This is a genomic window from Citrobacter sp. wls711, from assembly GCF_005281055.1.
GTDB classification, from domain to species: Bacteria; Pseudomonadota; Gammaproteobacteria; order Enterobacterales; family Enterobacteriaceae; genus Citrobacter; species Citrobacter gillenii.
Genome location: NZ_SZXC01000060.1, coordinates 57,061 through 83,794 on the forward strand (window position 1 = coordinate 57,061; position 26,734 = coordinate 83,794).

General features: G+C 52.3%; 24 protein-coding genes. 9 read left to right on the forward strand and 15 right to left on the reverse strand.

The features are described 5' to 3' along the window. Positions 1–19 precede the first annotated feature (19 nt). Positions 20–988, forward strand: coding sequence for a DNA-binding protein YbiB (gene ybiB / locus FDW98_RS18265; protein ID WP_137398898.1), 969 nt, complete (start codon positions 20–22; stop codon positions 986–988). Positions 989–1,170: 182 nt separating this feature from the next. Beyond that, on the forward strand, positions 1,171–2,256 hold the full coding sequence (locus tag FDW98_RS18270) for a malate/lactate/ureidoglycolate dehydrogenase (RefSeq protein ID WP_096757761.1): 1,086 nt from the start codon (positions 1,171–1,173) through the stop codon (positions 2,254–2,256). 94 nt (positions 2,257–2,350) lie between these two features. On the opposite strand, the gene ybiJ is transcribed toward FDW98_RS18270, so the two are convergent. From ybiJ to mcbA, 5 genes are all read right to left on the reverse strand, one after another. Next, complete coding sequence (gene ybiJ / locus FDW98_RS18275; protein WP_096757760.1) at positions 2,351–2,611, reverse strand: DUF1471 family protein YbiJ; 261 nt, start codon at positions 2,609–2,611, stop codon at positions 2,351–2,353. A gap of 300 nt (positions 2,612–2,911) precedes the next feature. After that, the gene (locus tag FDW98_RS18280) at positions 2,912–3,178 is read right to left on the reverse strand and encodes a DksA/TraR family C4-type zinc finger protein (protein ID WP_096757759.1); all 267 of its coding nucleotides are present in this window, start codon (positions 3,176–3,178) and stop codon (positions 2,912–2,914) included. Positions 3,179–3,254: 76 nt separating this feature from the next. Next, a complete protein-coding gene (gene ybiX / locus FDW98_RS18285) occupies positions 3,255–3,932 on the reverse strand; it encodes a PKHD-type hydroxylase YbiX (RefSeq protein ID WP_096757758.1) in 678 nt (225 codons plus the stop codon). Between the two features lie 43 nt (positions 3,933–3,975). Further along, entirely contained in the window at positions 3,976–6,261 is a 2,286-nt protein-coding gene (locus FDW98_RS18290; protein WP_096759445.1) for a catecholate siderophore receptor Fiu, read from the reverse strand. Positions 6,262–6,549: 288 nt separating this feature from the next. Then, positions 6,550–6,810, reverse strand: coding sequence for a DUF1471 family periplasmic protein McbA (gene mcbA / locus FDW98_RS18295; RefSeq protein ID WP_096757757.1), 261 nt, complete (start codon positions 6,808–6,810; stop codon positions 6,550–6,552). 211 nt (positions 6,811–7,021) lie between these two features. Between mcbA and rlmF the strand changes: the two genes are divergently transcribed. Continuing rightward, entirely contained in the window at positions 7,022–7,948 is a 927-nt protein-coding gene (gene rlmF, locus FDW98_RS18300) for a 23S rRNA (adenine(1618)-N(6))-methyltransferase RlmF (protein WP_096757756.1), read from the forward strand. Here rlmF and ybiO read toward each other — a convergent pair. The 6 genes from ybiO to rhtA all read right to left on the reverse strand — a co-directional run bounded on the left by ybiO (position 7,945) and on the right by rhtA (position 14,621). After that, entirely contained in the window at positions 7,945–10,179 is a 2,235-nt protein-coding gene (ybiO, locus tag FDW98_RS18305) for a mechanosensitive channel protein (RefSeq protein ID WP_096757755.1), read from the reverse strand. The two genes, rlmF and ybiO, sit on opposite strands and share 4 nt — an antisense overlap. A 117-nt stretch (positions 10,180–10,296) precedes the next feature. Beyond that, complete coding sequence (glnQ, locus tag FDW98_RS18310) at positions 10,297–11,019, reverse strand: glutamine ABC transporter ATP-binding protein GlnQ (RefSeq protein WP_096757754.1); 723 nt, start codon at positions 11,017–11,019, stop codon at positions 10,297–10,299. Continuing rightward, on the reverse strand, positions 11,016–11,675 hold the full coding sequence (glnP, locus tag FDW98_RS18315; protein WP_096757753.1) for a glutamine ABC transporter permease GlnP: 660 nt from the start codon (positions 11,673–11,675) through the stop codon (positions 11,016–11,018). The genes glnQ and glnP overlap by 4 nt, the downstream gene beginning before the upstream one ends. Before the next feature lie 137 nt (positions 11,676–11,812). Next, positions 11,813–12,559: a glutamine ABC transporter substrate-binding protein GlnH gene (gene glnH / locus FDW98_RS18320; RefSeq protein ID WP_096757752.1), complete on the reverse strand. Its 747-nt coding sequence runs from the start codon at positions 12,557–12,559 to the stop codon at positions 11,813–11,815. A gap of 365 nt (positions 12,560–12,924) precedes the next feature. Continuing rightward, positions 12,925–13,428: a DNA starvation/stationary phase protection protein Dps gene (gene dps, locus FDW98_RS18325; RefSeq protein ID WP_096757751.1), complete on the reverse strand. Its 504-nt coding sequence runs from the start codon at positions 13,426–13,428 to the stop codon at positions 12,925–12,927. Between the two features lie 305 nt (positions 13,429–13,733). Beyond that, positions 13,734–14,621, reverse strand: a complete 888-nt coding sequence (rhtA, locus tag FDW98_RS18330; protein ID WP_096757750.1) for a threonine/homoserine exporter RhtA — start codon at positions 14,619–14,621, stop codon at positions 13,734–13,736. Between the two features lie 343 nt (positions 14,622–14,964). Between rhtA and ompX the strand changes: the two genes are divergently transcribed. After that, positions 14,965–15,480 (forward strand): outer membrane protein OmpX, encoded by a 516-nt coding sequence (gene ompX, locus FDW98_RS18335; RefSeq protein ID WP_096757749.1) that lies wholly within the window; start codon positions 14,965–14,967, stop codon positions 15,478–15,480. A 64-nt stretch (positions 15,481–15,544) separates the two neighbouring features. On the opposite strand, the gene FDW98_RS18340 is transcribed toward ompX, so the two are convergent. Further along, positions 15,545–17,131 carry a phosphoethanolamine transferase gene (locus tag FDW98_RS18340; RefSeq protein WP_096759444.1) on the reverse strand — a complete coding sequence of 529 codons (1,587 nt, stop codon included), beginning with the start codon at positions 17,129–17,131 and terminating at the stop codon, positions 15,545–15,547. Positions 17,132–17,408: 277 nt separating this feature from the next. After that, positions 17,409–17,537, reverse strand: coding sequence for a manganase accumulation protein MntS (gene mntS, locus FDW98_RS18345; RefSeq protein ID WP_096757748.1), 129 nt, complete (start codon positions 17,535–17,537; stop codon positions 17,409–17,411). Positions 17,538–17,723: 186 nt separating this feature from the next. Between mntS and mntR the strand changes: the two genes are divergently transcribed. Together mntR and FDW98_RS18355 are read left to right on the forward strand one after the other, a co-directional pair. Next, complete coding sequence (mntR, locus tag FDW98_RS18350) at positions 17,724–18,197, forward strand: manganese-binding transcriptional regulator MntR (protein ID WP_096757747.1); 474 nt, start codon at positions 17,724–17,726, stop codon at positions 18,195–18,197. Then, positions 18,194–19,303, forward strand: a complete 1,110-nt coding sequence (locus FDW98_RS18355) for an anion transporter (protein WP_096757746.1) — start codon at positions 18,194–18,196, stop codon at positions 19,301–19,303. The genes mntR and FDW98_RS18355 overlap by 4 nt, the downstream gene beginning before the upstream one ends. A gap of 97 nt (positions 19,304–19,400) precedes the next feature. Here FDW98_RS18355 and ldtB read toward each other — a convergent pair whose 3' ends face one another. After that, the gene (gene ldtB / locus FDW98_RS18360; RefSeq protein ID WP_096759443.1) at positions 19,401–20,321 is read right to left on the reverse strand and encodes a L,D-transpeptidase; all 921 of its coding nucleotides are present in this window, start codon (positions 20,319–20,321) and stop codon (positions 19,401–19,403) included. A gap of 230 nt (positions 20,322–20,551) precedes the next feature. On the opposite strand from ldtB, the gene FDW98_RS18365 reads away from it, so the two are divergent. Beyond that, complete coding sequence (locus FDW98_RS18365) at positions 20,552–22,144, forward strand: ABC-F family ATPase (RefSeq protein WP_096757745.1); 1,593 nt, start codon at positions 20,552–20,554, stop codon at positions 22,142–22,144. A 167-nt stretch (positions 22,145–22,311) separates the two neighbouring features. Further along, positions 22,312–23,163, forward strand: coding sequence for a hypothetical protein (locus tag FDW98_RS18370; protein WP_226794579.1), 852 nt, complete (start codon positions 22,312–22,314; stop codon positions 23,161–23,163). 69 nt (positions 23,164–23,232) lie between these two features. Here the strand turns inward: FDW98_RS18370 and FDW98_RS18375 are convergent, their stop codons facing one another. After that, a complete protein-coding gene (locus FDW98_RS18375; RefSeq protein ID WP_096757744.1) occupies positions 23,233–24,495 on the reverse strand; it encodes a DUF1479 domain-containing protein in 1,263 nt (420 codons plus the stop codon). Positions 24,496–24,765: 270 nt separating this feature from the next. On the opposite strand from FDW98_RS18375, the gene FDW98_RS18380 reads away from it, so the two are divergent. Then, positions 24,766–26,697 carry a M48 family metalloprotease gene (locus FDW98_RS18380; protein ID WP_096757743.1) on the forward strand — a complete coding sequence of 644 codons (1,932 nt, stop codon included), beginning with the start codon at positions 24,766–24,768 and terminating at the stop codon, positions 26,695–26,697. The last annotated feature ends 37 nt before the right edge of the window (positions 26,698–26,734 follow it).

Consider the following 26,734-nt stretch of genomic DNA (forward strand, 5'->3'; position numbering starts at 1 on the left):
AACAGGCAAGGAGTTATCGATGGATTACCGCAAAATCATCAAAGAGATTGGGCGAGGTAAAAATCACGCGCGTGACCTGGACCAGGATACCGCTCGCGGACTGTATACCCACATGTTAAACGGCGACGTACCTGACCTTGAGATGGGCGGCGTACTGATTGCGCTGCGTATTAAAGGGGAAGGTGAGGCAGAAATGCTGGGCTTTTATGAGGCGATGCAAAACCATACCCTTCGCCTGACGCCGCCCGTTGCCAAACCGATGCCTATCGTCATTCCCAGCTACAACGGTGCGCGCAAGCAGGCTAACCTGACGCCGCTGCTGGCTATTTTGCTGCATAAGCTGGGTTTCCCGGTCGTGGTGCACGGGGTGAGCGAAGATCCAACCCGTGTGCTGACGGAAACCATTTTTGACCTGATGGGGATTGCACCTACCCTGCATGCCGGACAGGCGCAGGCGAAACTTGAGGGACATGAGCCGGTGTTTATCCCAGTGAGCGCGCTGTGCCCGCCGCTGGAGAAACAGCTGGCGATGCGCTGGCGGATGGGCGTACGCAACAGTGCGCATACGCTCGCGAAATTAGCCACGCCGTTTGCTGAAGATGCCGCACTGCGTCTTGCCAGCGTTTCGCACCCGGAGTACGTGTCGCGGGTGGCAAAATTCTTTGGTGATATCGGTGGGCGCGGCCTGCTGATACACGGCACGGAAGGGGAGGTGTACGCCAACCCACAGCGTTGCCCGCAGATCAGCCTGATAGACCATTCTGGTGTACGAGTGCTGCAGGACCGCCAGAGCGAGATGCCTGACGAGCCAGTGCCGCTGCCGGTGGCAAAAGATCCGGAAACCACCGCGCGCTGGATAGAGCGTTGTCTGGCCGGAAGTGAGCCGGTACCGGCCTCGTTGAGGATTCAGATGGCCTGCTGCCTGGTGGCAACCGGCGAAGTCGCTACGCTGGCTGAAGGATTTACCCGCGTCGACCAGTGCTTCTGATGTACTCATCTCCCCGGCGGGCCTGATTTACAGGTCCGCCCGTTCCCGCCTTTTCTGCTATTCCTGCTATTTCTGCAATGTGAAATTTCTGCACGTTTATTGACCTCCTGAGCGTCGTGGCGCAGCATAGTTTGTTGAAAAATAAGAAACACAACAAACACGCAACATAACAGGAGATAACCATGAACAGTGGACACCGCTTTCATGCGCCTACGCTGCACGCCTTTATTCAGGCCGTTTTTCGTCAGATGGGCAGCGAAGAGCAGGAAGCGCGCTTAGTTGCCGATCATCTGATCGCCGCGAACCTTGCCGGGCACGATTCTCACGGCATTGGCATGATCCCAAGCTATGTTCGTTCCTTTTCGCAGGGACATTTGCAGCTAAACCGCCACGCGAAAGTGGTGAAAGACGCGGGGGCGGTGGTAACGCTTGACGGCGACAGTGCGTTTGGTCAGGTTGCGGCACATGAAGCTATCACGCTGGGAATCGAGAAAGCCCGTCAGTTCGGTATTGCCGCGGTGGCACTACACAATTCCCATCACATTGGACGCATTGGCTATTGGGCAGAGCAATGTGCAGCCGCAGGCTTTGTATCCGTTCACTTTGTGAATGTGGTCGGCATCCCGATGGTTGCGCCTTTTCAGGGGCGTGACAGCCGGTTTGGCACTAACCCTTTCTGCGCCGTGTTTCCGCGTAAGAATGATTTCCCCCTGCTGCTGGACTATGCGACCAGCGCCATTGCTTTTGGCAAAACGCGCGTTGCGTGGCATAAGGGTGAGCCAGTGGCGCCAGGATGTCTGATTGATGCTGACGGCGTTCCGACTACCGATCCCGCCGTGATGCAGGTGTCTCCGCTGGGCTCGCTGCTTACCTTCGCTCAGCATAAAGGCTATGCGCTGGCGGCAATGTGCGAAATTCTGGGCGGTGCGCTTTCCGGGGGGAAAACTACGCACGAAGACAGTTTGCAGGACAGCGCTGACGCCATCATTAACTGCATGACGACGATCATTCTAAACCCGGAATTATTTGGCGCGCCGGATTGTGACCATCAGGTCGCCGCATTTGCGAAATGGGTCAAAGCGTCGCCGCATGGCGAGGACGCCCCGGTTCTGCTACCGGGTGAGTGGGAAGTGAATACGCGTGAGGCGCGACTGGCGCAGGGCATCCCTCTGGATGTAGGAAGCTGGCAGGCAATTTGTGAGGCGGCGCAGTACGTGGGGATGCCGGAGACGGTGTTGCAAGAATTCCGTCATCGGTTGGAACAGTAAGCAAAAAAAAGCCCGTCCAGTGGACGGGCAAACAAAGGGTAACAAACAGGGTCAATGAGGGTTGGAGCATTGGGTCTTGCAGGTAATTCGTCGGTTATTTGTAGATAACCGCAGTGCCGCTCATTTTGTCTTTGCCGACAGCGGAGGTAATGCTGTAGCCACTTGCACCTGCAGCGGCAGCTTTTTCAGCCAGTTTGGCTTCCAGGCCATCCAGCGTGCTGGCACCATCAGCGGATACCACACCCACTTTATTCATGCTTTGTGCCTGAGTGGAGGTAACGGGCTCGGCAGCGAAAGCGCCAAATGACAGGGTAGACAGGGCGATGGCAGCAACAGCATATTTGATATTTTTCATGATTAATCTCTCGCAGGTTATTCTGTTAGTCAGTGTTTTGTTCGGTAGACGTTGTTTTGTCGATGTGAGAAGTATCACGTTTTTTTATGTGAGAGAAAATCGAATAGAATTGACGGCATCAATCAAAAAAACTGAATGACAAATAACTTATTGAATATTAATAAATTCGCAAGGCGGATTTACAGTTCTTGTCATTGCGCTTTACGGAGCCCGCGACAACGGCACATTTTGCTACACCCGTTGCGAAAAACCGTGCTCGTAAAGGAAACTGTATGCGCTGAAACTTTAGGTAAAGAAGGGTCAGCGTAGCTGGCTGTCTTTCGAACCTCTGCGATTATATCCTGGATATGCGTTGCTATTTGAATCTTTATCCTGCTGGCAGGTGATACATAAACGCACCCCGGGTACCGCCTCTCGCCGTGCCTGAGGGATAGAAATTCCACATTCTTCGCATTCATACAGACTTTCACCCGTGGGTAATTCGCCACGGGCGCGGGCGACAGCATCTTCAATAGTATTGTTGATCTGTTCGTTCACTGCGTCGTCATTTGCCCATCCGGATGCCATAGCCCCTCCGTACATTCAGTTTGTATAATAATTATAGTGAATGATATGGATGGAAAACGAATGCACAAGCGGACCGTCAGATTTCAGACCATTCGCGCAGCAGATTATGGTAGAGATTGAGCAGCGATGGGATCTCGGCGCTTTCACCGTGGCGGGCCTTCAGGGACTGGATGTTCTTATCCAATTCAAAGAGCATGGCGCGTTTTTTATCGTCGCGGATCATCGACTGGATCCACATAAACGACGCTATACGAACGCCGCGCGTCACCGGTGAAACGCAATGCAGGCTGCTGGAAGGGTAGAGCACCAGATCACCCGCCGGGAGTTTGACCGCATGTTGACCGTAAGTATCATTGACTCGTAACTCCCCGCCCTCGTAGCTGTCGGGATCGCTTAAGAATAATGTGGCGGAAAGGTCGGTACGCATCCAGCCGCTTTCCGGGTGGCTTCGTACCGCGCCATCGACGTGAAAACCGTAGGTCTCATGGTTCTGATAACGATTGAACAACGGCTCGGAAAGCATTTTTGGTAATGCTGCGGCAAAGAACAGCGCGCTGCTGTTCACGGCGGCTAGCACCTCTTTCTGTAAAACTGCATAGCGTTCGCTATGCGTATCAATCTGCTGGTTATGTTTGACCTGGGCGCCCTGAGCGCCGGTGGTGGCGCGGCCATCTATCCACTCGGCGGCGTCCAACTGTTCGCGAAACCAGGCAACGTCCTGCGGCGATAAGACGCCAGGAATGTGGTACATCATCAGTGTTTCTCCTTAAAGTGGGGCTTGCGCCCCACCCAATGAATCAGAAATGCATATTGGCGGTGAGCAGGAAGGTTCTCGGCTCACCTGGATGGTAACGGTATCCGCTCTTGTTGATCGAGGAGACATAATCGGTGTCAAACAGGTTATAGACGTTAAGCTGGAAATCGAGGTTGCGGTTTACGCGATATCCCAGTTTGGCATCCGCGACCCAGTAGCTTTCAGTAAAGGATGGCGTGCCCACCGCGCCGTCAGCGCCGCGATGCATACTGCCCACGTAGCGTGCGCCTGCGCCAACGGAGATATCATCCGTGGCCTGATACTGACTCCACAGGGTGAACGCGTGTTCCGGGGTATACGGCAGAGAGGATGAACCATCCTGGGCGACATCTTTACCGTTATGGACCGTGGCGCGCTGCTGGGTGTATCCGCCAATCACCTGCCATGCCGGGGTGATGTTGCCGGCAACCGACAGTTCGTACCCTTCAACGCGTTTCTCCCCATACTGGGAATATGTACCGTCGTCGTTTTGCTCGACCTCGTTCTCAATGTCGGTGCGGAAAATCGCGGCGGTTAACAGCAGGCGCTTATCCAGTACTTCCCATTTGGTGCCAATTTCGCTGGTCTTTGCTTTTTGCGGTTTAAAATCAGTACGGTTGGCGCTGTTGCCGGTACCGCTCTGGGCGAGGGCAAAATTGCTGCCACCCGGCGGCTGCTGAGAGACCGCATAGTTAATGTAAATGTTGCCGTTATCTGTCAGATGATAAAGCGCGCCCGCTTTCCAGTTCACCAGATTACCAGACTTAGCGGCATCGACGGTGGTGACCGGCGATCCTTTGGCTACGCCTGCCGGGCAGGCGACAGCACCGCGCCCGGATGCACCGCATGCAGTGGCGCTGTCATACTCGGTGCGATAGTTATCGAGACGAATGCCGCCGTTCAGCTCAAACTCACGGGTAATTTGCAAGGTGTCGAATGCATAAATGCCGAAGGTGTCGGTCTGGCCGTTGGCGTTGGCACCGTTACGGTTTAATCCCCCCACGCTGACGTTGCTGTTAGGATGGTAGATATTCACTGGCGGTGGCGTGATCGGTACTACGCCGTAGTTGGTCTGCGTTTCACGCGTAAACTCTACGCCGGTGCTGATGTCATGGCCAATGGCGCCGGTATAAAATTTTGAGGTCAGGTTGGTCTGGTTGGTGAGGATTTTGTTGCTGACATCTTTGGTATTGGCCAGACGCGACCAGGTCCAGGTGTCTACGCTGCTGGTTGGCTGCGTGATATTTGACGCGCCGCCCATCACCGCCGTCATCAGGTAATCTTGTTTGACTCGTGACCAGCGCGTGGTATTGCGCACGGTGGTGCTGTCGCTCAGATCATGCTCAAAGCGCATCGTCGCGGTGTCGGTCGTCGAGTCGTCGTAATCCGAATCGGTGCCATAGAAATTATGCGTATCCACTTTCCCTGAATGATTCAGGGCAGAAGTCCCCGCAGAAGGTGCAGAGTACCCCGGCAGGCCGATGGTGGGAACACCGCCGTCCGGCGTGTTGTGCTGGGTGACGTGCAAGTAGTTCAGATACAGACGATTTTCGGTGCCTAAACCAAAGGCGATGGACGGGGCCACGCCGTAACGTTCATTTTTAACGTTATCGCGTCCGGCATCGTGCGTCTTTTCGCCCATCAGGTTTAATCGTGCGGCGGTGGTGTCGCCAATGACCTGATTGATGTCCAGCGTACCGCGGCGGAACCAGGCGCTGCCGACGCTGGCAGAGGCATCAATGCCCGAGTCAGTGCGCGGTTGCTTGCTGATCATGTTGATGGAGCCGGTCGGCGCGCTGCGACCATAATCAGTACCGGAAGGACCTTTAATCACTTCAACTTGTTCGGTATTGAAGGTATCGCGCGTCACGCTGCCAATATCGCGAACGCCGTCGATGTAAATGCTGTTCGACGTATCGGCCCCACGCATATAAATCGCGTCACCGGTGGTGGAGTTGCCGTTTTCACCGGCGAAAAATGCGCCTACGCCCGGCACGTTCTTTAGCGCATCGGTCAGATTTGTTGCCCCTTGATCCTTAATGACCTGCTCAGAAATCACCGTCATGGTGCGCGTCGTATCAGCAACAGGACGGGAGAATTTCGGATCGGCAGAGTGGGTGGGGGCGTACAGCGACGGTTTGGCGGCTTCTACGACCAGCGTATCTTCTTGTTTCTTATCCTGATCGCCTGCGGCGACTGCCTGAGCGACCGGAGTCAGGCCGATGCACAGACCGGCAAAAAAGGTGAGTGAATGGAAACTACTGGACGGCAGGTTGCGATTTTTATCCATGTTAATGAGTAGCTTATTATTTTTTGAGTAGAAGGTTTCACTCGTGCGAAGGGACATCTCTTTGGATGTTACGCCTGCAGGTCTCGCCGTAATGAAATGCGTAATTGATAATGATTTTGATAAGCATTATTAATCAGTGCGACTTTTTAGCATTCATTAATTCAAAAATAAATACATTTATTTACATTGGATTCAAAATTCCAACATGATGGTTACAAATTGTGCAGGGAGTACGGAGAGCAAAAAAGAAAACTGCATTCAGGACGAATGCAGTTAGGCTGAGGGAAATTACTTGTAGATAGTTGCGGTACCGTACATCTGATTTTTACCGCCAGCAGCATTAACCACAAAGCCTTTTGCGCCTTGCTCTTTCGCTTTTTCCGCCAGCTTGTCTTCAAGATCGGTCAGGCTTGATGCGCCGGTAGCCGACACGGTTCCGGAAGCCTGTAGCGGACCGGTGGCAGGACTGGTGTTAGGCGGTGCAGCAAAAGACGCAAATGTCATGCCGGTAAGTACGGTAGCGGCAAGGAGTGTGAGGCATTTCTTCATAATGATATCCTCTGAGAAACAACGGGTAGTGCCTGATAAGTTTAGGACGTCATTGCCGGACGTTTACCGCAAAAAATTGATGGACAACTGAGTGTTTTTTGAACGATTTGTTTTGTGGAAATCCGGCACAAATTATCGATTTTCCGTGCCGTGCGTGTTTACCGCGTGGCGTTATGCGGGTATCTTACGCCGCTGTTAATAGGAGAATGTTATGCCCCCCCAGAAACCGGGATTACACCCACGCAACCGCCACAATGGCCGTTACGATCTTGCCACGTTATGCCAGGTTACGCCCGAATTGACGCAATTCCTCACTATTACGCCAGGCGGCGAGCAGAGCGTTGATTTTGCTAACCCATTGGCTGTGAAGGCGCTGAATAAAGCCCTGCTGGCGCATTACTATGCGGTGGCTAATTGGGATATTCCGCAAGGTTACCTGTGCCCACCGGTACCGGGTCGGGCGGATTACATTCATCATCTGGCCGATCTGTTGGGCGAAACGACGGGAACTATCCCGGCGAATGCGAGCGTGCTGGACGTCGGCGTTGGGGCAAACTGTATTTATCCGCTGATTGGCGTGCACGAATATGGCTGGCGGTTTACCGGCAGTGAGACCAGCCAGGAAGCATTGAGCAGCGCACTGGCGATCGTTAACGGCAATCCGGGGTTAACCCGTGCTATTCGCCTGCGCCGTCAGAAAGATTTGTCGTCTATCTTCAACGGAATTATTCATAAGAATGAACAGTTCGAAGCGACACTGTGCAATCCGCCGTTCCATGATTCAGCGGCTTCTGCCCGCGCCGGAAGTGAGCGTAAACGTCGTAACCTGGGACAGGACAAAGACGATGCGCTGAACTTTGGTGGGAAACAGGAGGAGCTCTGGTGTGAAGGTGGCGAAGTGGCGTTTATCAAAAAAATGATCGCCGAAAGCCAGGCCTTTGGTCGCCAGGTGATGTGGTTCACCACGCTGGTTTCACGCGGTGAAAATCTGCCACCGCTGTACCACGCCCTGACGGATGTGGGTGCGGTGAAAGTGGTCAAAAAAGAAATGGCCCAGGGGCAAAAGCACAGCCGCTTTATTGCCTGGACCTTTATGGATAACGATCAGCGTCGCCGTTTTATGGCGCGTCAGCGCTAAATCGTCGGTTCTGTCGGCGGCAGCGGATCGGCTGCTGCCGTGGGGCCATTCACCGGTGCGGGCAAAACCTGGTAGGTCTGTACCGGCGCGCGCACGTTGGCCAAATCAAAGTATTTTTTCACCTGACTGTCGAGCGCAAAGCGTACCGCCCACTGCTTCAGCGGTAAGGTGGTGAACGACACCCGCAGCGTAAACGCCGTATTGGTTAACCCGACAATGCCCGCGAATGACGGCTCGCCAATAATGAATCCGCGAATATCTTCACGTTCCATCACCGCCGTAACGGCATCCTTCAACGCCTGATTGGCTTTATCGGCATCCTCATGGCGGTCCACGTCGTAATTGGCGACCACCGATCCAATACCCCGTACAAAGTTGGCGAAGGTGGTTATCGATGACCACGGGATAATATGGTACGCCCCGGTGTCCTGGCGCACACCGACTGAGCGAATCGACATGCGTTCAACCGTGCCGGTTAGCGGACCGATGGTGACCAAATCACCGGTGTTCATGCCATTTTCAAACTGGATAAAGATCCCGGTAATAATATCTTTTACCAGCGTCTGCGAGCCGAAGGAGATAGCCAGCCCCAGCGCGCCCGCGCCTGCCAGTAACGGGGCAATATTGACCCCAATTTCCGACAACACGATCATGATAGTGATGGTGCTGATAATCACCGCCAGCGCGTTGCGAAACAGCGTCAACAGTGTACGGGTACGTGCGCTGGGCAGGGGCCGGCCGTGGATATCCGAGGTCAGACGGTTTTCAATCAGGCTGGCGAGCAGGGTCCAGCCGATAGCGGAGAAGAATAAAATCAGCGCGATACGGATCAGAATATCCACCGTTTTTTCTCCCGCGCCGTAATGCAGCCAGTTCCAGAAGTCGAACAGCCCCCAGGCGTTGAGCAGCAACATGATGGCGACGCAGACCGTCAGGATCCGCGCGATGCTTAACGCCGTCGACAGCCAACCATTCAGGCGTTTTTGCAATTCCGGATAACTGCGCTGGGTGTGTGGTGAAAGCGTAATGGTTTTGGCGATCCAGCGGGAAAACATGCCAGAAATAAAGGCGGCGATGCCGATAATCACCAGGCTGCGCAGCGTTGCCCCCATCATAAACTTCAGGCTGTTGCCCGGATCAAACAGCGAGAAGAAAAACAGCACGATGAAATAGGCGCTGGCCAGCCAGTGCCAAACCAGCGCAAAGGCGCGGATAAACAGGCTGAAAAAAGCCAGCGACCTTTCTGCCAGACTCTGCAAATGCTCGCTGATCTCTTTCTTGTTCCTGAAGATCAGATACAGCGCCCACAGCGTAATGCACAGCATGATGATGACGTTAGCCATGGCGCCAACCTGTACATTGACCTGATTCGAGACGATGGGCACCACCACGATCAGCCCGTAGCCAATCAGGCTGCTGAGTGAGCTCAGGCGACGATTCCAGTAGCGGGCGCCTGCAGTCTGAATGTTGAACGGACGCAACTCGGCCACCGTCGGGCAAAATATCAGGCGTAAAATGGCCTTAAAGAACTCAATCAACGCGAAGGCATTAAGAAACAAACTTTGCTGGAAAGCGATGGTGCGGCTGCCGGCGTTCATGCGATCGCTTAAGATCTGCCCAACAAACAGTGTCAGGGCCAGCAGTAATAAATCGATGATGAACGCGCCAATAATCATGGCGGGAAGCTGTAACCAGTTGCTGCGGTCACGATTTTTTTGCCGCGCCCATTGCCCCATTTTGCGATATAGCGGCAGCGCACATAAGCGTACCAGCCAGTAAAACCCGAACACGGATACCGCCAGCATAAAAAAGTGAGTCAGGGCATTGGTGAACGATTGCGGATTAAAGGTTTTGTGTGGAGCGTCGGTGATATTGCGATAAAGCTGGGCGAATCGGCTGGAGAGAGCTTCGCCGTAGTGGCGACTGATATCGGTCACGTTCTCGAGTACCGTTTTTTCTTCCGTCAGCGTGGGAGGGACGATAGTGGGGACCGGTTCAGGAGGCGGCGTTGCCGCTACTTTACGCAGTTGACCTATCAACTCCTGGCGTGAGGCATTATTCTCCAGCACGTCTGCCAGGGCACCGTAGGCGGCTTTTTTCTGCTCAACGTCAGGTTCAGCAGCGGGCTCCGCTGGCGGGCTGGCGGAGGCGGTGGACGTTACGCCGGGTATCGTGACCGCCTGAGCGGGGACGCTCAGTAGAAAAAAACAGATGAATAAGATCCACCGCATGACTCCTCCCATGAGAAATAAACACAAAAGGATAAGTATAGATGCCCGGACGGGAGGGTCATGAAATCAGAACATTCTGGGGAGAACCTCCCTTCGGGGAGAAGGGAGGTGTCAGCATCAGGAAACGTGCTGTAAAAATTCCTGCAGACGCTGACTGGGCGGATTTTCAATCAAGGTTTGCGGATTACCGTCTTCGGCAATACGGCCCTTATCAATGAAGATCAGGCGTGAGGCCACTTTTTCGGCAAAGCCGATTTCGTGGGTCACAATCACCATCGTCATACCTTCTTCCGCCAGATCCTGCATGACTTTCAGCACTTCGTGACGCAGCTCCGGGTCAAGGGCTGAGGTCGGCTCATCAAACAGCATCATTTTTGGCTTCACCGCCAGCGCACGGGCGATCGCCACACGCTGTTGCTGGCCGCCTGAAAGCTCAGAAGGGTAGTGATGCGCACGCTCGGCGAGGCCCACTTTAGCCAGTAACTCTTTGGCCTGTTTCTCAGCCTGCTCTTTCTTCGCCCCGCGCACGCGCAGCGGCCCAAACATGACATTTTCCAGCGCGGTCAGGTGTGGGAACAGATAGAACTGCTGGAATACCATCCCGGCTTCCTGGCGAATTAACCGCTCGTCGACCTTCGGATCGTTGACCTTCAGACCATCGACAATCAGTTCGCCGGAGGTTATCTCTTCCAGCTTGTTAATGCAGCGCAGCAGGGTCGACTTACCGGAGCCGGAAGGCCCGATAATCACCACGACTTCGCCCTGACCAATATTCAGATCGATGTTATGCAGCACCTGGGTAGGACCAAAATGCTTGGAGACGTTTTTAAATTCAATCACAGGATTTTCATCCTTCTTTCCAGACGACGCAGAACGAAGCTCAGCACCAGCGTAATAATTAGATAGAACACCGCAACGGCGCTCCAGATTTCCAGTGCGCGGAAGTTACCGGCAATGATTTCCTGACCCTGACGGGTCAGTTCAGCGACGCCAATGACAATAAACAGTGAGGTATCTTTAATGCTGATGATCCACTGGTTACCCAGCGGTGGCAGCATACGACGCAGCGCGAGCGGTAAAATGACGTGACGAATAGTCTCTGTGCGTGAGAGACCCAGCGCCAGCCCGGCTTCGCTGAAACCTTTATGAATTGAGAGCACTGCGCCACGGGTGATTTCCGCGATGTAGGCACCGGAGTTAATCATGATGGTGACGACGGCGGCGCTGAAAGGATCAATGCGTAAGTCGTTAAACGCCATCGGCAGGGCGAAGTAAATAAACATCACCTGCACAACAATGGGGGTGCCGCGGATGACTTCGATAAATACCAGCGCAACGTGGTTGGCTATCCAACCGCCGAAGGTACGTGCAAAACCTGCTGCCAGCCCGATGACCAGGCCGCCAGCCAGACCGAGGACCGAAATCCACAGGGTCATTTTGGCGCCTTCAATCAAGAGCGGAATGGCGGGCCAAATGGCACTCCAGTCAAACTGCATATGTCGTTCCTGTTACCGTGGTGTAAATATTCAAATGCCTGTTTTGCCGGATGCGCCAGGCTTATCCGGCCTACAGGTCTCAAATCTGCTGGTGTAGGCCCGGTAAGCTTCGCGCTACCGGGCAACATCGCGAGTTATTATTTAGGTTCAGTACCGAACCATTTTTTGTAGATTTCGTTGTATGTGCCGTTCTCTTTCAGCGTTTTCAGCGCGCCGTTCACTTTCTCACGCAGTTCGTCGCTGCCTTTCGGGAAGGCAATACCGTACTGTTGGGCTTCCAGAGAATCGCCTACGGCTTTGAACTGGCCGTTGCCCGCAGTTTTGATGAAGTAAAGAATGTTTGGTGTGTCGTGCAGGACGGCATCTGCGCGGTTAGTGCCCAGTTCCATATACGCGTTATCGATGTTCGGGAACTGACGCAGATCTTTGGTTTTGATGTTTGCTTTCGCGTAATCGACAGAACCGGTTCCGCCTTTAACCGCAACCACTTTGCCATCCAGATCTTTCACGCTTTTCACGTCGTTATTGTTGGCTTTAACCATCACTAACAGGCCGCTTTTGTAGTAGCCGTCAGAGAAGTCGATCGCTTTTTTACGTTCTTCGGTGATGGTGATACCTGCCAGCGCCAAATCGATATTTTTGGTTTGCAGCGCCGGGATGATGCCGCTGAAATCCATCGGTTTCAGTTCATAATCCAGCTTCAGCTCTTTGGCCACGGCAGCCCACAGATCCACATCAAAACCGACGTATTTGTCACCCTGCTTGAATTCAAACGGAACAAAAGCGGTGTCAGTTGCGACAACGAGTTTCTTATCCGCGGCATGAGAAGACACCGCAAAAGCCAGGGTAAGTGCAGCCAGTGAAACTTTTAATACAGACTTCATAGGATTTCCTTTTATATCCACGGGGCGATCCCCTGCGAGAACATATGTCTTAATGAAATAATCGTGCCAATTTTGCAACTTATTGTTTTAACAAGAAGGTGTTACGTTTTGCTGCACAATAAGTAGGGCAAAGTGGGCTGCCTGCACCGTTTCGGGGCACTCATTTGGTGCGTGAAGGGGGCGGCACAAACGGTATGACTATTTAGCGTAAAAATTGTTGATAAAACAATCTTTCGTTAACGATTGTGTGAGGTGATTATTACAAATATTTTACTTTACAGTGATAATCGATCAATGTTATGCACTAAAAAAGTGCATAACCCCCGCCGGGGCGAGGGTTATATAGGAATTTCTTATCATGACCGTTATTCGATGTTGGCTTCGATAAACCACAAGAATTTGTCGAGATCGCGCGACGCAGCGGTGAAAATATCGGCGGTATCTTCATCTTTGGCTTCGCTAATAGCTTTACGCACGCTGTTAGCGACCACGGCATAGCGTTCAGCCAGCTCTTTTAAGTGGTCCTGCACGCTGTGAATATCCAGCGGGTAGCTTTTCAGCGACGTTTTGCTGTTAATAACCTGCGTTGTCCCCAGCGCTACGCCACCTAACTGCACGGCGCGCTCGGCCATGGTGTCGAGGTGGTCGGTTAACGCGGTACGAAAGCCATCCAGCATTTCATGTACGGCAATAAAATTAGCGCCGCGCATGTTCCAGTGCGCTTGTTTGGTGATGAGTGACAGGTCGATGAACTGGATCACCTGCTGATTCAACAGCTCCACGGTCGCTTTCTTATCACTGTCGGATACATCGTTACGGGTATAAAGAAGGGGGGACGCTTTTGTTTTTACCAGTTTTGCGGTACTCATAATCTCATATCCTCTTGATATCTATGTTCCAGGTCATTCAACGAGAGTAAGTATAGACCTAAATGCAGCTTTATTTTTCTGGACTTACCTATCACTTTAATAGTGAGCAGCGTTGTGAAATATAAATATTCAATTAGATCAGTTTGATAAGAGATAATGTAATTTGTTGTCAGTTATTTTTTCTGGATGTTTATATTCGTAGGAAATAGGAATTGAGAAACAATGGCGGTATAAGAATAATAATCACTGAGATAAACAAAAGGCTATTCTGCATGATTATGCAAACCATGCAGAATAACGACAGGTTAATTCACGTCAAGTTGCTTAATTTGCGGCTCTTTACGGATGGTGAGCGTAGAGCCCATTGACGCGGCAATAATGGCTCCCAGCGCCAGCATTTGTACCATGGTCAGCGTTTCTCCGAGGAAGATCATGCCGGAAACAGCCGCCAGCGCAGGCTCCATGCTCATCAGCGTGCCAAAAGTGCGCGTAGGCAGGCGCGTTAAGGCGATCATTTCCAGCGAATAGGGCAGCGCCGTAGAGAGGACGGCGACCGCTAAGCCTAATGGCAGAATCGACCAGTGCCACAGCGCATCTCCGGCCTGAATCGCGCCCAGCGGCACGAAAATGATCGCTGCAATCAGCGACCCTACCGCCACGGTTGCCGGGCCGTGCTCTTCACCAGCACGCTGGCCGGTAAGAATATAGACTGCCCAGCAGGCACCTGCGCCCAGCGCCAACGCGGCACCGGTTAAGTCAACGTGCGACACGTCCTGACCCAACGGCAGCAGGAACCAGAGCCCGAGTACGGCCAGTGCGACCCAAATGAAATCCACAGGGCGTCGGGAAGAGAACAGCGCGACTGCCAGCGGTCCGGTGAACTCCAGTGCCACGGCAATACCGAGCGGGACGGTCTGAATCGACAGGTAGAAGAGATAGTTCATCCCACCCAGCGACAGGCCATAAAACAGCAGAGGAAGACGCTGCTCTTTGGCAAAGCGTAACCGCCAGGGTTTAAAGAATGCGATGAGGATTAGCGTTCCCAGTGCCAGACGTAGCGCGGTTACGCCTGGTGCGCCGACAACAGGGAATAGCGACTTCGCCAGTGATGCTCCGCTTTGTATAGAGGACATTGCAATCAGCAGAACCAAAATAGGTAACCAGACTGGCGTTTTACGTGACGACCCCAGCATCCTTTCTCCTGTCAATTTAAGTAAAAGAGCGAGTGTACTGGAAATACACGCAGGTGGTTGAGTATTCGTTGAAAAAAAAACTGCACAGATCCGTACAATGGCCTGAAAGTGATGGATTAATAATCTGCGTGATTAGGAATTTTCCGGATGAATGTGCCGTATTGTGCGCGCAATAATGGCATTATTAGTTATAAAAGTGATGTTAATTGAAAGAGATAGCGGGTGTTTGAAATGTTCTGTTACATGAAAATTCCCGTTAGACATCGCTAATCGCAAAGAGTTTCCCATCAATTTTTGGTATATTTAAAACTTAAGATTTACTTGAAGCACATTTGAGGTGGTTATGAAAAAAATTGCATGTCTTTCAGCACTGGCCGCTGTTCTGGCTTTCTCCGCAGGTTCCGCTGTTGCGTCTACTTCTACCGTGACCGGTGGTTATGCTCAGAGCGATGCTCAGGGCGCTGCGAACAAAATGAACGGTTTTAACCTGAAGTATCGCTACGAGCAGGACAACAACCCGCTGGGCGTAATCGGTTCTTTCACTTACACTGAAAAAGATCGTACCGATGCTTCTGGCGACTACAACAAAACCCAATACTACGGCATCACTGCAGGTCCTGCTTACCGTCTGAACGACTGGGCAAGCATCTACGGCGTTGTTGGTGTTGGCTACGGTAAATTCCAGAACGCAGCATCTCCTGCTGACAACCACAGCACCAGCGACTACGGTTTCTCTTACGGTGCGGGCCTGCAGTTCAACCCGATCGAAAACGTTGCTCTGGACTTCTCTTACGAGCAGAGCCGTATTCGTAGCGTTGACGTTGGCACCTGGATTGCTGGCGTGGGTTACCGCTTCTAATCACTTCGGTGATATGAAAAATCCGCCTCGAGGGGCGGATTTTTTTTGTCTGTGATTTGCACGGTTAGCGTGATTTAGTCTCGAAGATATCGGTACCAAGATGGTTGTAGTCCACCTTCTGTAATTTAAAGTTGGTGATATACACCGGTCCGGCTTTTTTCTCCGAGATAAAGCGGTAGCGGTTGGTAATTTCTTTCGCGCTGATCCCGGTCCACTGTGAGAAAAAGCTCAGGAAGTCATTCGCGGAACGACGGGCTTTAATGACCCGGTGTGCTTTATCGTCGCTGGATAGCACCAAAAACGGCACCTGGAAATTCTGCTGGAACCGATCGTCGTGCGCCAGGTACTGCACCTCTTTCCCGCGTTCTTTAAAGGCGAGACCATGATCGGAGAAGTAAACCATTGAGAAGCTGTCGCCGCTGTTACGCAGCTGATCGTAGAGCTGGCGCAGCAGGTCATCGGTCTGCTTCATGGTGTACAGATAACACGACGTCTCTTTCGACTGAACGAAGGTCTCGTATTTTCCCTGGGTACGATCGCAGGCCTGCGGGTGCGAACCCATCAAGTGCAGCACGATGAGCTGGGGTTGAGTTCGCTCTGTTTCTAACACCTGAGCAGTCATCTTCAACAGCGCTTCATCGCGGGTGTTCTTATCGGCTTCGAAGTCACCGTTTTTCAGGAAATGAACTTCGTCAGCGCGTTTGGCGATACTGGCGATTGCCGTATCGTATTCACCGATCTGTCCCTGGTTAGAGAACCACCACGTCTGGAATCCGGCGCGGTTGGCGAGGGTGACAAAGTTATCCTGGAACTGCGGCTTATCATCGACCACCCGATTCAGCGTTAAGCCAAGTGATTTCTGCGTTGATCCGCTGGCCGCGATGTAATCTGCAAAAATATAGCCGTTAACGCTGCTGGCAAACGGCGTGTTGTCCCAGTGGCCGCCGAACGCGCCTAGCGCATCACGACGGGCGCTTTCACCAATCACCACGACATAGGTGTGGTACTTAGGTTTCACCGCCGTCACCGTCCAGGTGTCTTTCACGCTCGCCAGCTTCGCCATGCGGACTTGTTCATCAAGAACCTCGTAATTATTGACGATAACGTCCTTGGCAAAGCGAAACACCGGATAGCCGGTATCTTTTAATTTGAAGACTCCGCCCCAGGCGAGGTTTTGCACTGGCGTCACAAAAAACGCCACGATGCTGACCAGCAAACACAGACTGTCGAATTTATTCCAGCGGCGTTGCGTCGCGACTTTTTTACGCCGTACGGCGAGCACGCCGAGGGCAAAGATAAACACGCCAACCAGGTAGTTGTACCAGGGGAAGATGGTCAGGATTTCGGTGGACTCTTCCATGTTGGTCGAGTGCAGCGCCAGCAGGGTATTGAAGTTGGGCGAGCCGTAAGCCTGACCAAATGGAAAATACATTGCTGCAATCAGTGAACAAATGCCGATCAGCGTTTTTTGCGTGCGCGGTGCATATTGCCACAACAACAGCAGTATGCAGGTAAAGGCGACGCTATAAAGCAGGCTAAGCGGATAGCCCAGTGCGAGGTTGATCAGCAGAGACTGTAAGAAATAAAAGCCAGTCCACGGGCTTAGCACCCGGCTACGAGCAATAAGCGAATCTTTGAGGGTTAAATTCATATGCCACTGTTGCAAAAACGCCATGTGCTTACCCTGGCGCAAAGGGTCATTGCCTGCCTGAGAGAGCGAGAAGAGGGATGAGGTCCGCATCTGCGAGCCGCAATATACGCAGGGCTGCGAAAAGATAGAGTGTGTACGGGAGAAGGTCAACTACTACAAAGAAAATGTTTTGCGAAGGGGATGGCAAAACGGACAAAAAGAAGGGTTATTGGGGGATAAACTGACTACCGTATCGACGAGACGGCAGGAAAATGAAGCGGCGTACCGCGACGCCGCATTATTTTCCGGAAGGTTTATCCTGCTCCGGTTTGCCGTTGATCATGTCGCACAGCATCGCGATCAGCATTAACCGTACTTTAAAGGGAGAGTGACTAAACACGCGCATACACCTCTTGAATTCATTCATATGAACCTCCTGACTTCACATTCCCATCAGTCCTTGAGGGATGTCTTTATTATATACAGATATAGCACAGGCTATATTATATAGCTATTGCTAAAACGTTAAATTTTTGTGCCTGCGCAACTCTGGTTTACAATGAGTGCTCTCTAATCAGATGCTGTTAACGCGTCACAGGAACGAGGAAGCAGAATGAGTCGTCGCGCAGGTATGCCAACAACAAAAAAAGTGACGCAATTGGTGAATGTTGAGGAACATGTTGAAGGGTTTCGTCAGGTCAGGGAGGCACACCGACGTGAACTGATCGATGATTACGTGGAGCTGATTTCCGATCTCATTATTGAGGTGGGAGAAGCGCGTCAGGTGGATATGGCCGCCCGGCTTGGCGTTTCCCAGCCCACCGTCGCTAAGATGCTCAAGCGTCTTGCTTCTGTGGGGTTGATTGAAATGATCCCATGGCGCGGGGTGTTCTTAACTGCTGAAGGCGAGAAGCTGGCGCAGGAGAGTCGCGAACGTCATCAGATCGTCGAAAATTTCTTGCTAATGTTAGGCATCAGCCCGGAAATTGCCCGCCGCGATGCGGAAGGGATGGAACACCACGTGAGCAAGGAAACGCTGGAGGCGTTTAGCCGGTTTACCCAACAGCAAGGCACCGACTCTGAATGAGTTTTCCTTTATTACGCGCATTGCAGCGCGATCGTTTTTTCCAGCTACTCATTATTACCGGGTGTGTACTGAGTCTGTTCGCGCCGTTTGCGCCCCGGAACTGGCCGGGGGCCATTGACTGGCACACGATTATTACGCTCGCAGGGCTGATGCTTCTGACCAAAGGTGTGGAGCTAAGCGGTTATTTTGATGTGCTAGGCCGCAAGATGACCCGCCGCTTTAAAACAGAACGTCAGCTGGCGATATTTATGGTGCTGGCGGCGGCGTTACTGTCGACGTTTCTGACCAACGATGTTGCCCTGTTTATTGTGGTTCCGCTCACCATCACCCTGAAAAAACTGTGCGCGATCCCGGTGAATCGTCTGATTATTTTTGAGGCACTGGCGGTCAACGCTGGATCGCTGCTGACGCCGATTGGTAATCCGCAGAACATCCTGATGTGGGGGCGATCTGGGCTGTCATTTACCGCGTTTACCTGGCAAATGGCGCCGCTAGCCGGTGCGATGATGCTAACGCTGGTGGCGCTGTGCTGGTTTAGTTTTCCGCGTAAAGCGTTGCACTATCATACCGGCACGTCTGCACCTGACTGGCAACCCCGACTGGTGTGGAGTTGCCTGGCATTGTATCTGGTCTTTTTAACGGCGCTGGAACTCAAGCTTGAGCTTTGGGGGCTGGGGATTGTTGCTGCGGGCTTTATGGTGCTGGCTCGCCGTGTGATTTTAAGTGTGGACTGGACGCTGCTGCTGGTGTTTATGGCGATGTTTATCGATGTGCATCTGTTGACACAGTTACCTGTACTCGAGGGCATTTCGGGCCACGTTGGTACGCTTTCGCAACCCGGTCTATGGTTGACGGCAATCGGCCTGTCGCAATTTATCAGTAATGTGCCCAGCACTATTTTGCTGCTGAACTACGTCCCGCCAACGGTATTGCTGGCTTGGGCGGTCAATATTGGTGGTTTTGGACTATTACCGGGATCGCTGGCGAACCTTATTGCCTTACGCATGGCAAACGACCGCCGTATCTGGTGGCGTTTTCATTGGTATTCGGTGCCGATGCTGATCTGGGCGGCGCTGGTGGGATATGGTTTGCTGCAGATGATGTAGTAATTGATGTGGTGTGCCGGATGGCGGCTGGCGCCTGATCCGGCCTACTGCGTTGGTAGGCCCGATAAGCGTAGCGCCATCGGGCATGTATAGCAGATTAGTTCAGACGAACCGGCATACCAGAACGGTTCTGGACGGCCTGCTCAACGACCGCCTGGTCGACGTCCGGCTGAGCGGTGATGCTCTTAATGCTCTTGCTCAGAGTAATCGGTACGATTTCCCCGCCTTCGAACTGTTCCTCGGTAGTAGACAGTGGGTTATGCACCTCAATGTAGCGACTGCCGTCTGGTTCGGTCGTCGCTTTTACCGGTTCATCGATAAACTGGACGCGCGTGCCGACTGGAACGTTTTCAAACAGGAACTTGATATCTTCATTACGCAGACGCACGCAGCCGTGGCTGACGCGTAAGCCGACGCCGAAGTTCGCGTTGGTCCCGTGGATGGCATACAGGCGACCGATATACAGTGCGTACAGACCCATCGGGTTATCCGGACCGGCCGGAACAACGGCTGGCAGCGGTTCGCCCGCAGCGCGGTATTCTGCGTGCATCTTGGCGGTTGGCGTCCAGGTCGGACCGGCTTTCTTACGCTCAACTTTGGTGGTCCAGTTAACCGGCGTGTCTTTACCTAACTGGCCGATACCAATCGGTAAAACGATCACGGTGTTGGTGCCTTTCGGGTAGTAGTACAGACGCATTTCAGCACTGTTGATAACAATACCTTCATGCACGGTATCCGGCAGGATCAGCTGCTGAGGAATGTTCAGCACGGTGCCGCCCTTCGGCAGGAAGGTATCCACGCCCGGGTTGGCTTCCAGCATGTTGGACAGACCCATCTGGTATTCAGCCGCATAGTACTCCAGCGGTTGGGTATTGCCTTCAGGAATGGTGATGACCTGGTTTTGGCCAATCAAACGGCTACCATCGGTAGGCAGCGGATACGTGACGGCTGAGGCAGTGTTGCAAAAACCAACTACCGCGAGTGCCGCCGCGAAAAGCGTTGTCAATTTCATATTCATCTTCATGTATGCGAGATTCAGTGCCAGGCAGGCTAGTGGGTTGAGATTTATGTAGTGTTGGGCACGCATTATATGTGCATTCGGAGCAACAAGGAATTCGGATGTGTACTAAATCACATTTTTTTCCCTTTGCTTTCACTTTAACCCTCACGCACGAGAGGCGCGATCTTATTCCAGACTTATGGCATAATAAGCGGTTCGTCACATATTTCTTCTTTCAGGATACGCCAGTGTTAGTTTCCAGCAACGTCACCATGCAGTTCGGCAGTAAGCCGCTGTTTGAAAATATTTCCGTCAAATTTGGCGGCGGCAACCGTTACGGCCTGATTGGCGCCAACGGTAGCGGTAAATCCACTTTTATGAAAATTCTCGGCGGCGACCTCGAACCGACGCTGGGTAACGTTTCCCTCGATCCGAACGAACGCATTGGTAAGCTGCGTCAGGATCAGTTCGCTTTTGAAGAGTTCACCGTTCTGGACACCGTTATTATGGGTCACGCTGAACTGTGGGAAGTGAAACAGGAACGTGACCGTATCTATGCGCTGCCGGAAATGAGCGAAGAAGACGGCTACAAAGTTGCCGATCTTGAAGTTAAATACGGCGAGATGGACGGCTATTCGGCGGAGTCTCGCGCCGGTGAACTGCTGCTGGGCGTCGGTATTCCGGTAGAACAACATTACGGCCCGATGAGCGAAGTGGCACCAGGCTGGAAGCTGCGTGTGCTGCTGGCGCAGGCGCTGTTCTCTAACCCGGACATCCTGCTGCTCGATGAACCGACCAACAACCTGGACATTGATACCATTCGTTGGCTGGAGCAGACGCTGAACGAGCGTGACAGCACCATGATCATCATTTCGCACGACCGTCACTTCCTGAACATGGTCTGTACGCATATGGCGGATCTGGACTACGGCGAGCTGCGTGTTTATCCGGGTAACTATGATGAATACATGACGGCAGCAACCCAGGCACGTGAGCGTCTGTTGGCCGATAACGCCAAGAAAAAAGCGCAAATTGCCGATCTGCAATCCTTCGTCAGCCGCTTTAGCGCCAACGCCTCGAAATCTCGTCAGGCGACTTCTCGTGCGCGTCAGATTGATAAAATCAAGCTCGATGAAGTGAAAGCGTCCAGCCGTCAGAACCCGTTTATCCGTTTCGAACAGGATAAGAAACTGTTCCGTAACGCGCTGGAAGTCGAAGCACTGACCAAAGGTTTTGATAACGGCCCGCTGTTTAAACACTTCAATCTGCTGTTGGAAGTGGGCGAGAAGGTTGCCATCATCGGGGCTAACGGCGTGGGTAAATCGACCATGCTGAAAGTGCTGGTCGGCGACATGGCGCCGGATAATGGCACCGTTAAGTGGTCTGAGAATGCGCAAATCGGCTACTACGCGCAGGATCACGAATATGAGTTCGAAAACGATATGACCGTTTTCGAATGGATGAGCCAGTGGAAACAAGAAGGCGATGACGAGCAAGTTGTTCGCAGCTTCCTTGGTCGTCTGCTGTTCAGCCAGGACGATATCAAAAAGCCTGCTAAAGTGCTGTCCGGTGGTGAAAAAGGGCGCATGCTGTTCGGTAAGCTGATGATGCAGAAACCGAATATTCTGGTGATGGATGAACCTACCAACCACCTGGATATGGAATCTATCGAATCGCTGAACATGGCGCTGGAAATGTATCAGGGCACGCTGATCTTCGTTTCTCACGACCGCGAATTCGTCAGCTCGCTGGCCACTCGCGTGATTGAGATTACGCCGGAACGCGTGATCGACTTCACCGGTAACTACGAAGACTATCTGCGTAGCAAAGGCGTCGAATAATTTTTCCGTCGTCTTTCGTGTTACAGGTGTGTTGGCTGCACCTGTTCACCCCGGTCACTTACTTATAATTCCACCCCCGCACTTTTCTGAAAAAAAGTTCTGCTGATTAATCTTAGCCACCATTGTGGCTAAGATACTTTCCATAACTACCTACACAAGGAAAGGAAATGAGTCAGATGGAACCGCTTTCTTTAACCAATCTTAAATTAAAATTACTGAGTTTAAACAACAACGAGCATCCTTTCATTTTATGTGAAGATGGCGATGATATCGTTGCATCCTGGAATATCGTAGATGCTGAGTGGAAAGATTATTTCAGTCAATACGGATTGCAAAAACAATATGAGCTAAGACTGTTTTTCAATGAAAGTAAAAATCAGATTAGCTATCGGGAAAAAACTACCGATGTTGAGTGGGATGCAGATTTGGGTGGGTTCAGATTGAGCAAATCTGTCCAAATCGGGAAACGTCTAGAGTTTTCTGCTGGGGGATCCTGGGGTAAAAAAGAAGACGGTAGCTTCGGTAAAATTGACAGCTATAAATTTGCATCAACGGAAATTACCGACCCTATTTTTGATATGGCTCGTGACGCGGGATGGCAGGTTCGTGGTCTGTTAGCAGACAAGAAAAAAAGAAAATTTGTTATTGCGGGAGCGGTGATTGCCGCACTGATTATTTTTATTGGCTTGGGGACTTTCCTCTTTTCTTCGATGGGTGAATTGAAGGATGCTGCGCGATCAGAGATAGACTTGCTCCGTGATGGACAATATGCTCAGGCTTATCAGGCAAGCTCTTCTTCTCTGCAAAGACAAATGGACAGTGAGGATTTTAAGCTTTTAACCGAGTCTATTCATTTTAATGATATTAGTGAATACAGTTTTGATAGTTTCAACGTAGAAAATGATGTTGGTTCTTTGTCTGGAAGCGTTGTGTTTAAAAATGGAGAATCCGGCGAGATTAACGTTACTATGCTCAAAGAAAATGATAAATGGAAACTGGTGGCAGTATCAGTAGAATAAAAAAATATCCGGTTTTTATCACGTAATGAAGAAAACCGGACTGTTTTAAAGGCGTTGAAAGGGGAAGGATTATTCCATCCCCAGCGCGCGCTTACCGTGGATATTCAAATCCTCCAGCGTAAAGCGTCCTTCCCAGTTTGTTTCATAGTCTTCACGCGGGAAATCCCCCGGCGAGGCACCTTTCTCCAGCGCGGCCTTCACCTTGTGGGCATAGGCGAGATTTTTTTCGCACATTGGTGCGGCGGGAATATACATCACGTTGCCCCAGCCTTGTTGGTTCTCCACCGGCGCAACGGCGTGGATCACATCACAATGCCACCATACGGAATCGCCGGCTTCCAGTTGCGGAATGCTGGTTAACGCCTCGATGAGTAAGGGATGCCATTGCGCTGAAACCGGCAGCACTCTTCCTGGCGCGACGCCGCACAGTTCATCTTCCGGAACATCATCCAGCAGTGGGCGTAACAGCACATAGGCCATCGCTTCAGGAATGGGAACCACATGTAGCAACCCCTGGCCCGGTAACATATCGGAAAGCGCCGTCCAGCCCTGGAAGGTGCGAAACACCGAACATTTGGTGGTGTTATCGACCGTATACTCTTCGACGTCAGTGCGATGCGCCGCCTGCCACGGATCGTAATCGTCCAGATTGCCGTTAAAAACAGAAGCAAAAACGCGCTGATATGCCGGAAGCAACCAGCGCTCCAGTGCGCCGGAATCTGTATGTGCGCCGAGCCCTTTGGAGGTGGTTCCCGGCGGGCGGCGACGAATACGGTCAGGATAGATCACGCTGACGTCCGGGTTAAACCACTGCTTACCTTCGTTTTCAAAAGTCCACAGGCGATTAAGAAACGACTGTGCGTTAGCCATCTCTTCACTCTGGCGGGCCTGCATTTGTGCCTGTGACCAGTAGATCGGAAAGATTTCAGGACGCGATGCACTCAGGGTGCCGAAAAAATTGTCCCCCGGTCCTTTGTAGACCTCGTCAAAGCGATTGCGGTCGAGATAATCGAGCATTGAGCGATCCCAACCCAGCGCCTGCTCGCGGGGGAAATGGCCCTTAATGACCGCACATCCACGACGTTTAATCTGTTCTCGCTGCGCAGCGGTGACGATGCCCGCCTGAATATCGGCGTATGGCAGTACCGGCCAGACCGCGTCACTCTGGGCTTTAAGCGCGTTGATCTCCGCCACGCGAGTGGCAATGGTCTCGCTAAGCTGGCTGAAGATCTGCTGGACGTCGCCAAGCTGCGCCCGCAGTTCCCGCTTCATCTGACGGATTGCTGCTTTGTGATCGGCAGGCAACGTGTCGCTGGTAAAAGTAAGAGCCATAACCACCTCGCATGAACTTTCATTCGAAACTAATTTAACTTGCAAATGATAATATAAGTTAAAAGTAAGTTAATGCAAGTTTAAAAATCAGTAAGGCGCTCGGATGGGTAAGTGAGCGTTGGGCTGACCTATCGATAAAATGGGGGCTGGTGGATAAAAACGTTAACCGGCAACAAGTGGGACTATCTATACTTCTTTGCTCTGGGAGATTTTGCCCGCTAAAGGCCAGCACTAAGAGGGCGGTGCAGGTTGATAAAAGGATATTTTTCAATGGAAAGAAAAGGCACGCTTCATCTCTTCACTGTTCCAGTCTGCATTCTTAGTTGTGCGCTATGGCAGTACTGGCGGGTAGCTGATGTTCTCGAAGGCGATGCTGAGGGGCTGCTCCGACAGACGCTGGCGATGTTGGCGATAGCGCTTGGTGGTGCGGCTTTGCTTGTTGTGGGGGCGGCAGTGGGGCTATGTACAACCAGCGCCCGCGCTTCGTGCCATTCTCAGAGCACCTTGATTCGCACATTTACGCGTTGCCGTCGCCTGTTGCCTTTTATGATGGCCGCTGAAATTGTGACCTGCGGACTGGCGGTGATTTGTCTGGCGTTATCGGAAGTTACCTGGCTGATGTCGCATTTTGGCGGGGCAGGTGGGTTCAAACTGGCGGCGGTAATCCTGGTCGCCGTCGGCGCGATCCTCTGGATGCTATTAAAAAGTCTGACTTCCATCAGACGCTGTTTCGCTCTCTTTCAACCTGACGATACTGAGATTTACGGGGTGAATGTCACCGTCGCGAATAACCCGGCGCTCTGGCAATGGATACGTGACGTCACCCGGCGTGCAGAGTTGACGGTGCCCGACAATATCGTGGTCGGATTTTTTGACGGCTTCTTTGTCACCGCCAATACCGTACAAATTGAAGAGGGCAAACGACTCACGGGGAATACGCTCTACTTGCCGCTAACCTATATGGCATTGCTGGATGACGCGGAAGCGGCAGCGGTGATTGGCCATGAGCTGGGACATTTTACCGGCGAGGATACGCAATACAGCCTGCGTTTTGTTCCTCTGTATGCCGGGATGCAAAACAGTCTTGAACAGATGGCGAACAGCTCACAGGGGTTTTCCTGGCTTGACCGCATCGTACTGCGCCCGTCGCTGGATATGGGCCTATGGTTTTTGCAGACCTTCCATGAAGCGGTCAGTGACTGGGCCAGGATCCGCGAATATGCGGCGGATGAGACAGGTGCAAAGGCTTCTTCTCCTGCGGCGTTCGCGTCGGCGTTACTGCGGATATCGGTGCTGGATGTTCCGGTTTCCCGATTTCTGGGGGAGCTTTTGCATGGGCGTGTGACCAGCACCAACTGGCTTGTCGATCTGCTGGTCGCGTTACAGAAAATCGGACCGTTTGCGCTGCAGAACAGTCTCGATAATGAAATAGCGCATCCAATGGATAGCCATCCGACGACGCGTGAACGTATTGCGGCACTGACAGTACCGCTCGATAGTGAACTTCTGGCGCGGGCTTTACGCCCGGTTGCCGCAGGTGATAACGCTTTTTTCGGTGGTCTATTCGCCGATGCGGATGTGTTGAGCCTATCGCTTTCACGCACCCTGTCGACAAAAATCACCGCGCAACGTAAGGTCTATCGCCAGACACTTGAAGCCGAAGCCGGGCTGGCAACAGGCTCGGTGGCGCTGTGGATGAGTGCGAAAGTGGCATGGTATATGATAATTGCGGGCCTGGTAATGCTGTTGGGCGGTGGAGCTTTGCTGCTGTTCAAAACGGTCAGCCCTTGGTGCGGGTTGATTCCTTTCGGCGGAATTGCCTTTGGGCTGTTGGGCATTATCACCTTACGACGAACGCGACAGCCGCTGCTGGTGCTGACGCAGGACGCGATCGCCAGCCCGTGGTTGCCTCAGCCGCTACCGCTAAAAAATATTGCCGACTATAACCTGACGATTATTTCCAGTTCGATGACGATTGAATTCTTCATGGACGATGATTATCAACCGACTCTCACCACCAAACGATTTATGCAGGTTATTCGCTTTAACCCGAAAAAACATGCGGTTGCAATCGTGGTGGCCGGCGATGTGTTACGCCAGCAGGAAAATGGAAAGGTTAAGCTGGATGCGCAAGCGCTGCTGACGCTTATCGGGCAATACATTGTTTCTGCCCACGCTCGCGCTGAGCTGGAGGATTTCTGATGGGGATGTAAAACCCGGAGTACGGACTCCGGGTTTA

What these genes read in the sequence shown, in the direction of transcription:
- FDW98_RS18375 (WP_096757744.1), bottom strand. Translation starts at nt 24,495, where the DNA reads ATGGCTCTTACTTTTACCAGCGACACGTTGCCTGCCGATCACAAAGCA.
- FDW98_RS18380 (WP_096757743.1), top strand. Translation starts at nt 24,766, where the DNA reads ATGGAAAGAAAAGGCACGCTTCATCTCTTCACTGTTCCAGTCTGCATT.
- rlmF (WP_096757756.1), top strand. Translation starts at nt 7,022, where the DNA reads ATGCCCCCCCAGAAACCGGGATTACACCCACGCAACCGCCACAATGGC.
- ldtB (WP_096759443.1), bottom strand. Translation starts at nt 20,321, where the DNA reads ATGAATATGAAATTGACAACGCTTTTCGCGGCGGCACTCGCGGTAGTT.
- ybiX (WP_096757758.1), bottom strand. Translation starts at nt 3,932, where the DNA reads ATGATGTACCACATTCCTGGCGTCTTATCGCCGCAGGACGTTGCCTGG.
- rhtA (WP_096757750.1), bottom strand. Translation starts at nt 14,621, where the DNA reads ATGCTGGGGTCGTCACGTAAAACGCCAGTCTGGTTACCTATTTTGGTT.
- ybiJ (WP_096757760.1), bottom strand. Translation starts at nt 2,611, where the DNA reads ATGAAAAATATCAAATATGCTGTTGCTGCCATCGCCCTGTCTACCCTG.
- FDW98_RS18340 (WP_096759444.1), bottom strand. Translation starts at nt 17,131, where the DNA reads ATGAATTTAACCCTCAAAGATTCGCTTATTGCTCGTAGCCGGGTGCTA.
- FDW98_RS18355 (WP_096757746.1), top strand. Translation starts at nt 18,194, where the DNA reads ATGAGTTTTCCTTTATTACGCGCATTGCAGCGCGATCGTTTTTTCCAG.
- mntS (WP_096757748.1), bottom strand. Translation starts at nt 17,537, where the DNA reads ATGAATGAATTCAAGAGGTGTATGCGCGTGTTTAGTCACTCTCCCTTT.
- mntR (WP_096757747.1), top strand. Translation starts at nt 17,724, where the DNA reads ATGAGTCGTCGCGCAGGTATGCCAACAACAAAAAAAGTGACGCAATTG.
- glnP (WP_096757753.1), bottom strand. Translation starts at nt 11,675, where the DNA reads ATGCAGTTTGACTGGAGTGCCATTTGGCCCGCCATTCCGCTCTTGATT.
- FDW98_RS18370 (WP_226794579.1), top strand. Translation starts at nt 22,312, where the DNA reads ATGAGTCAGATGGAACCGCTTTCTTTAACCAATCTTAAATTAAAATTA.
- ybiO (WP_096757755.1), bottom strand. Translation starts at nt 10,179, where the DNA reads ATGCGGTGGATCTTATTCATCTGTTTTTTTCTACTGAGCGTCCCCGCT.
- dps (WP_096757751.1), bottom strand. Translation starts at nt 13,428, where the DNA reads ATGAGTACCGCAAAACTGGTAAAAACAAAAGCGTCCCCCCTTCTTTAT.
- FDW98_RS18290 (WP_096759445.1), bottom strand. Translation starts at nt 6,261, where the DNA reads ATGGATAAAAATCGCAACCTGCCGTCCAGTAGTTTCCATTCACTCACC.
- ybiB (WP_137398898.1), top strand. Translation starts at nt 20, where the DNA reads ATGGATTACCGCAAAATCATCAAAGAGATTGGGCGAGGTAAAAATCAC.
- FDW98_RS18270 (WP_096757761.1), top strand. Translation starts at nt 1,171, where the DNA reads ATGAACAGTGGACACCGCTTTCATGCGCCTACGCTGCACGCCTTTATT.
- glnH (WP_096757752.1), bottom strand. Translation starts at nt 12,559, where the DNA reads ATGAAGTCTGTATTAAAAGTTTCACTGGCTGCACTTACCCTGGCTTTT.
- mcbA (WP_096757757.1), bottom strand. Translation starts at nt 6,810, where the DNA reads ATGAAGAAATGCCTCACACTCCTTGCCGCTACCGTACTTACCGGCATG.
- ompX (WP_096757749.1), top strand. Translation starts at nt 14,965, where the DNA reads ATGAAAAAAATTGCATGTCTTTCAGCACTGGCCGCTGTTCTGGCTTTC.
- FDW98_RS18280 (WP_096757759.1), bottom strand. Translation starts at nt 3,178, where the DNA reads ATGGCATCCGGATGGGCAAATGACGACGCAGTGAACGAACAGATCAAC.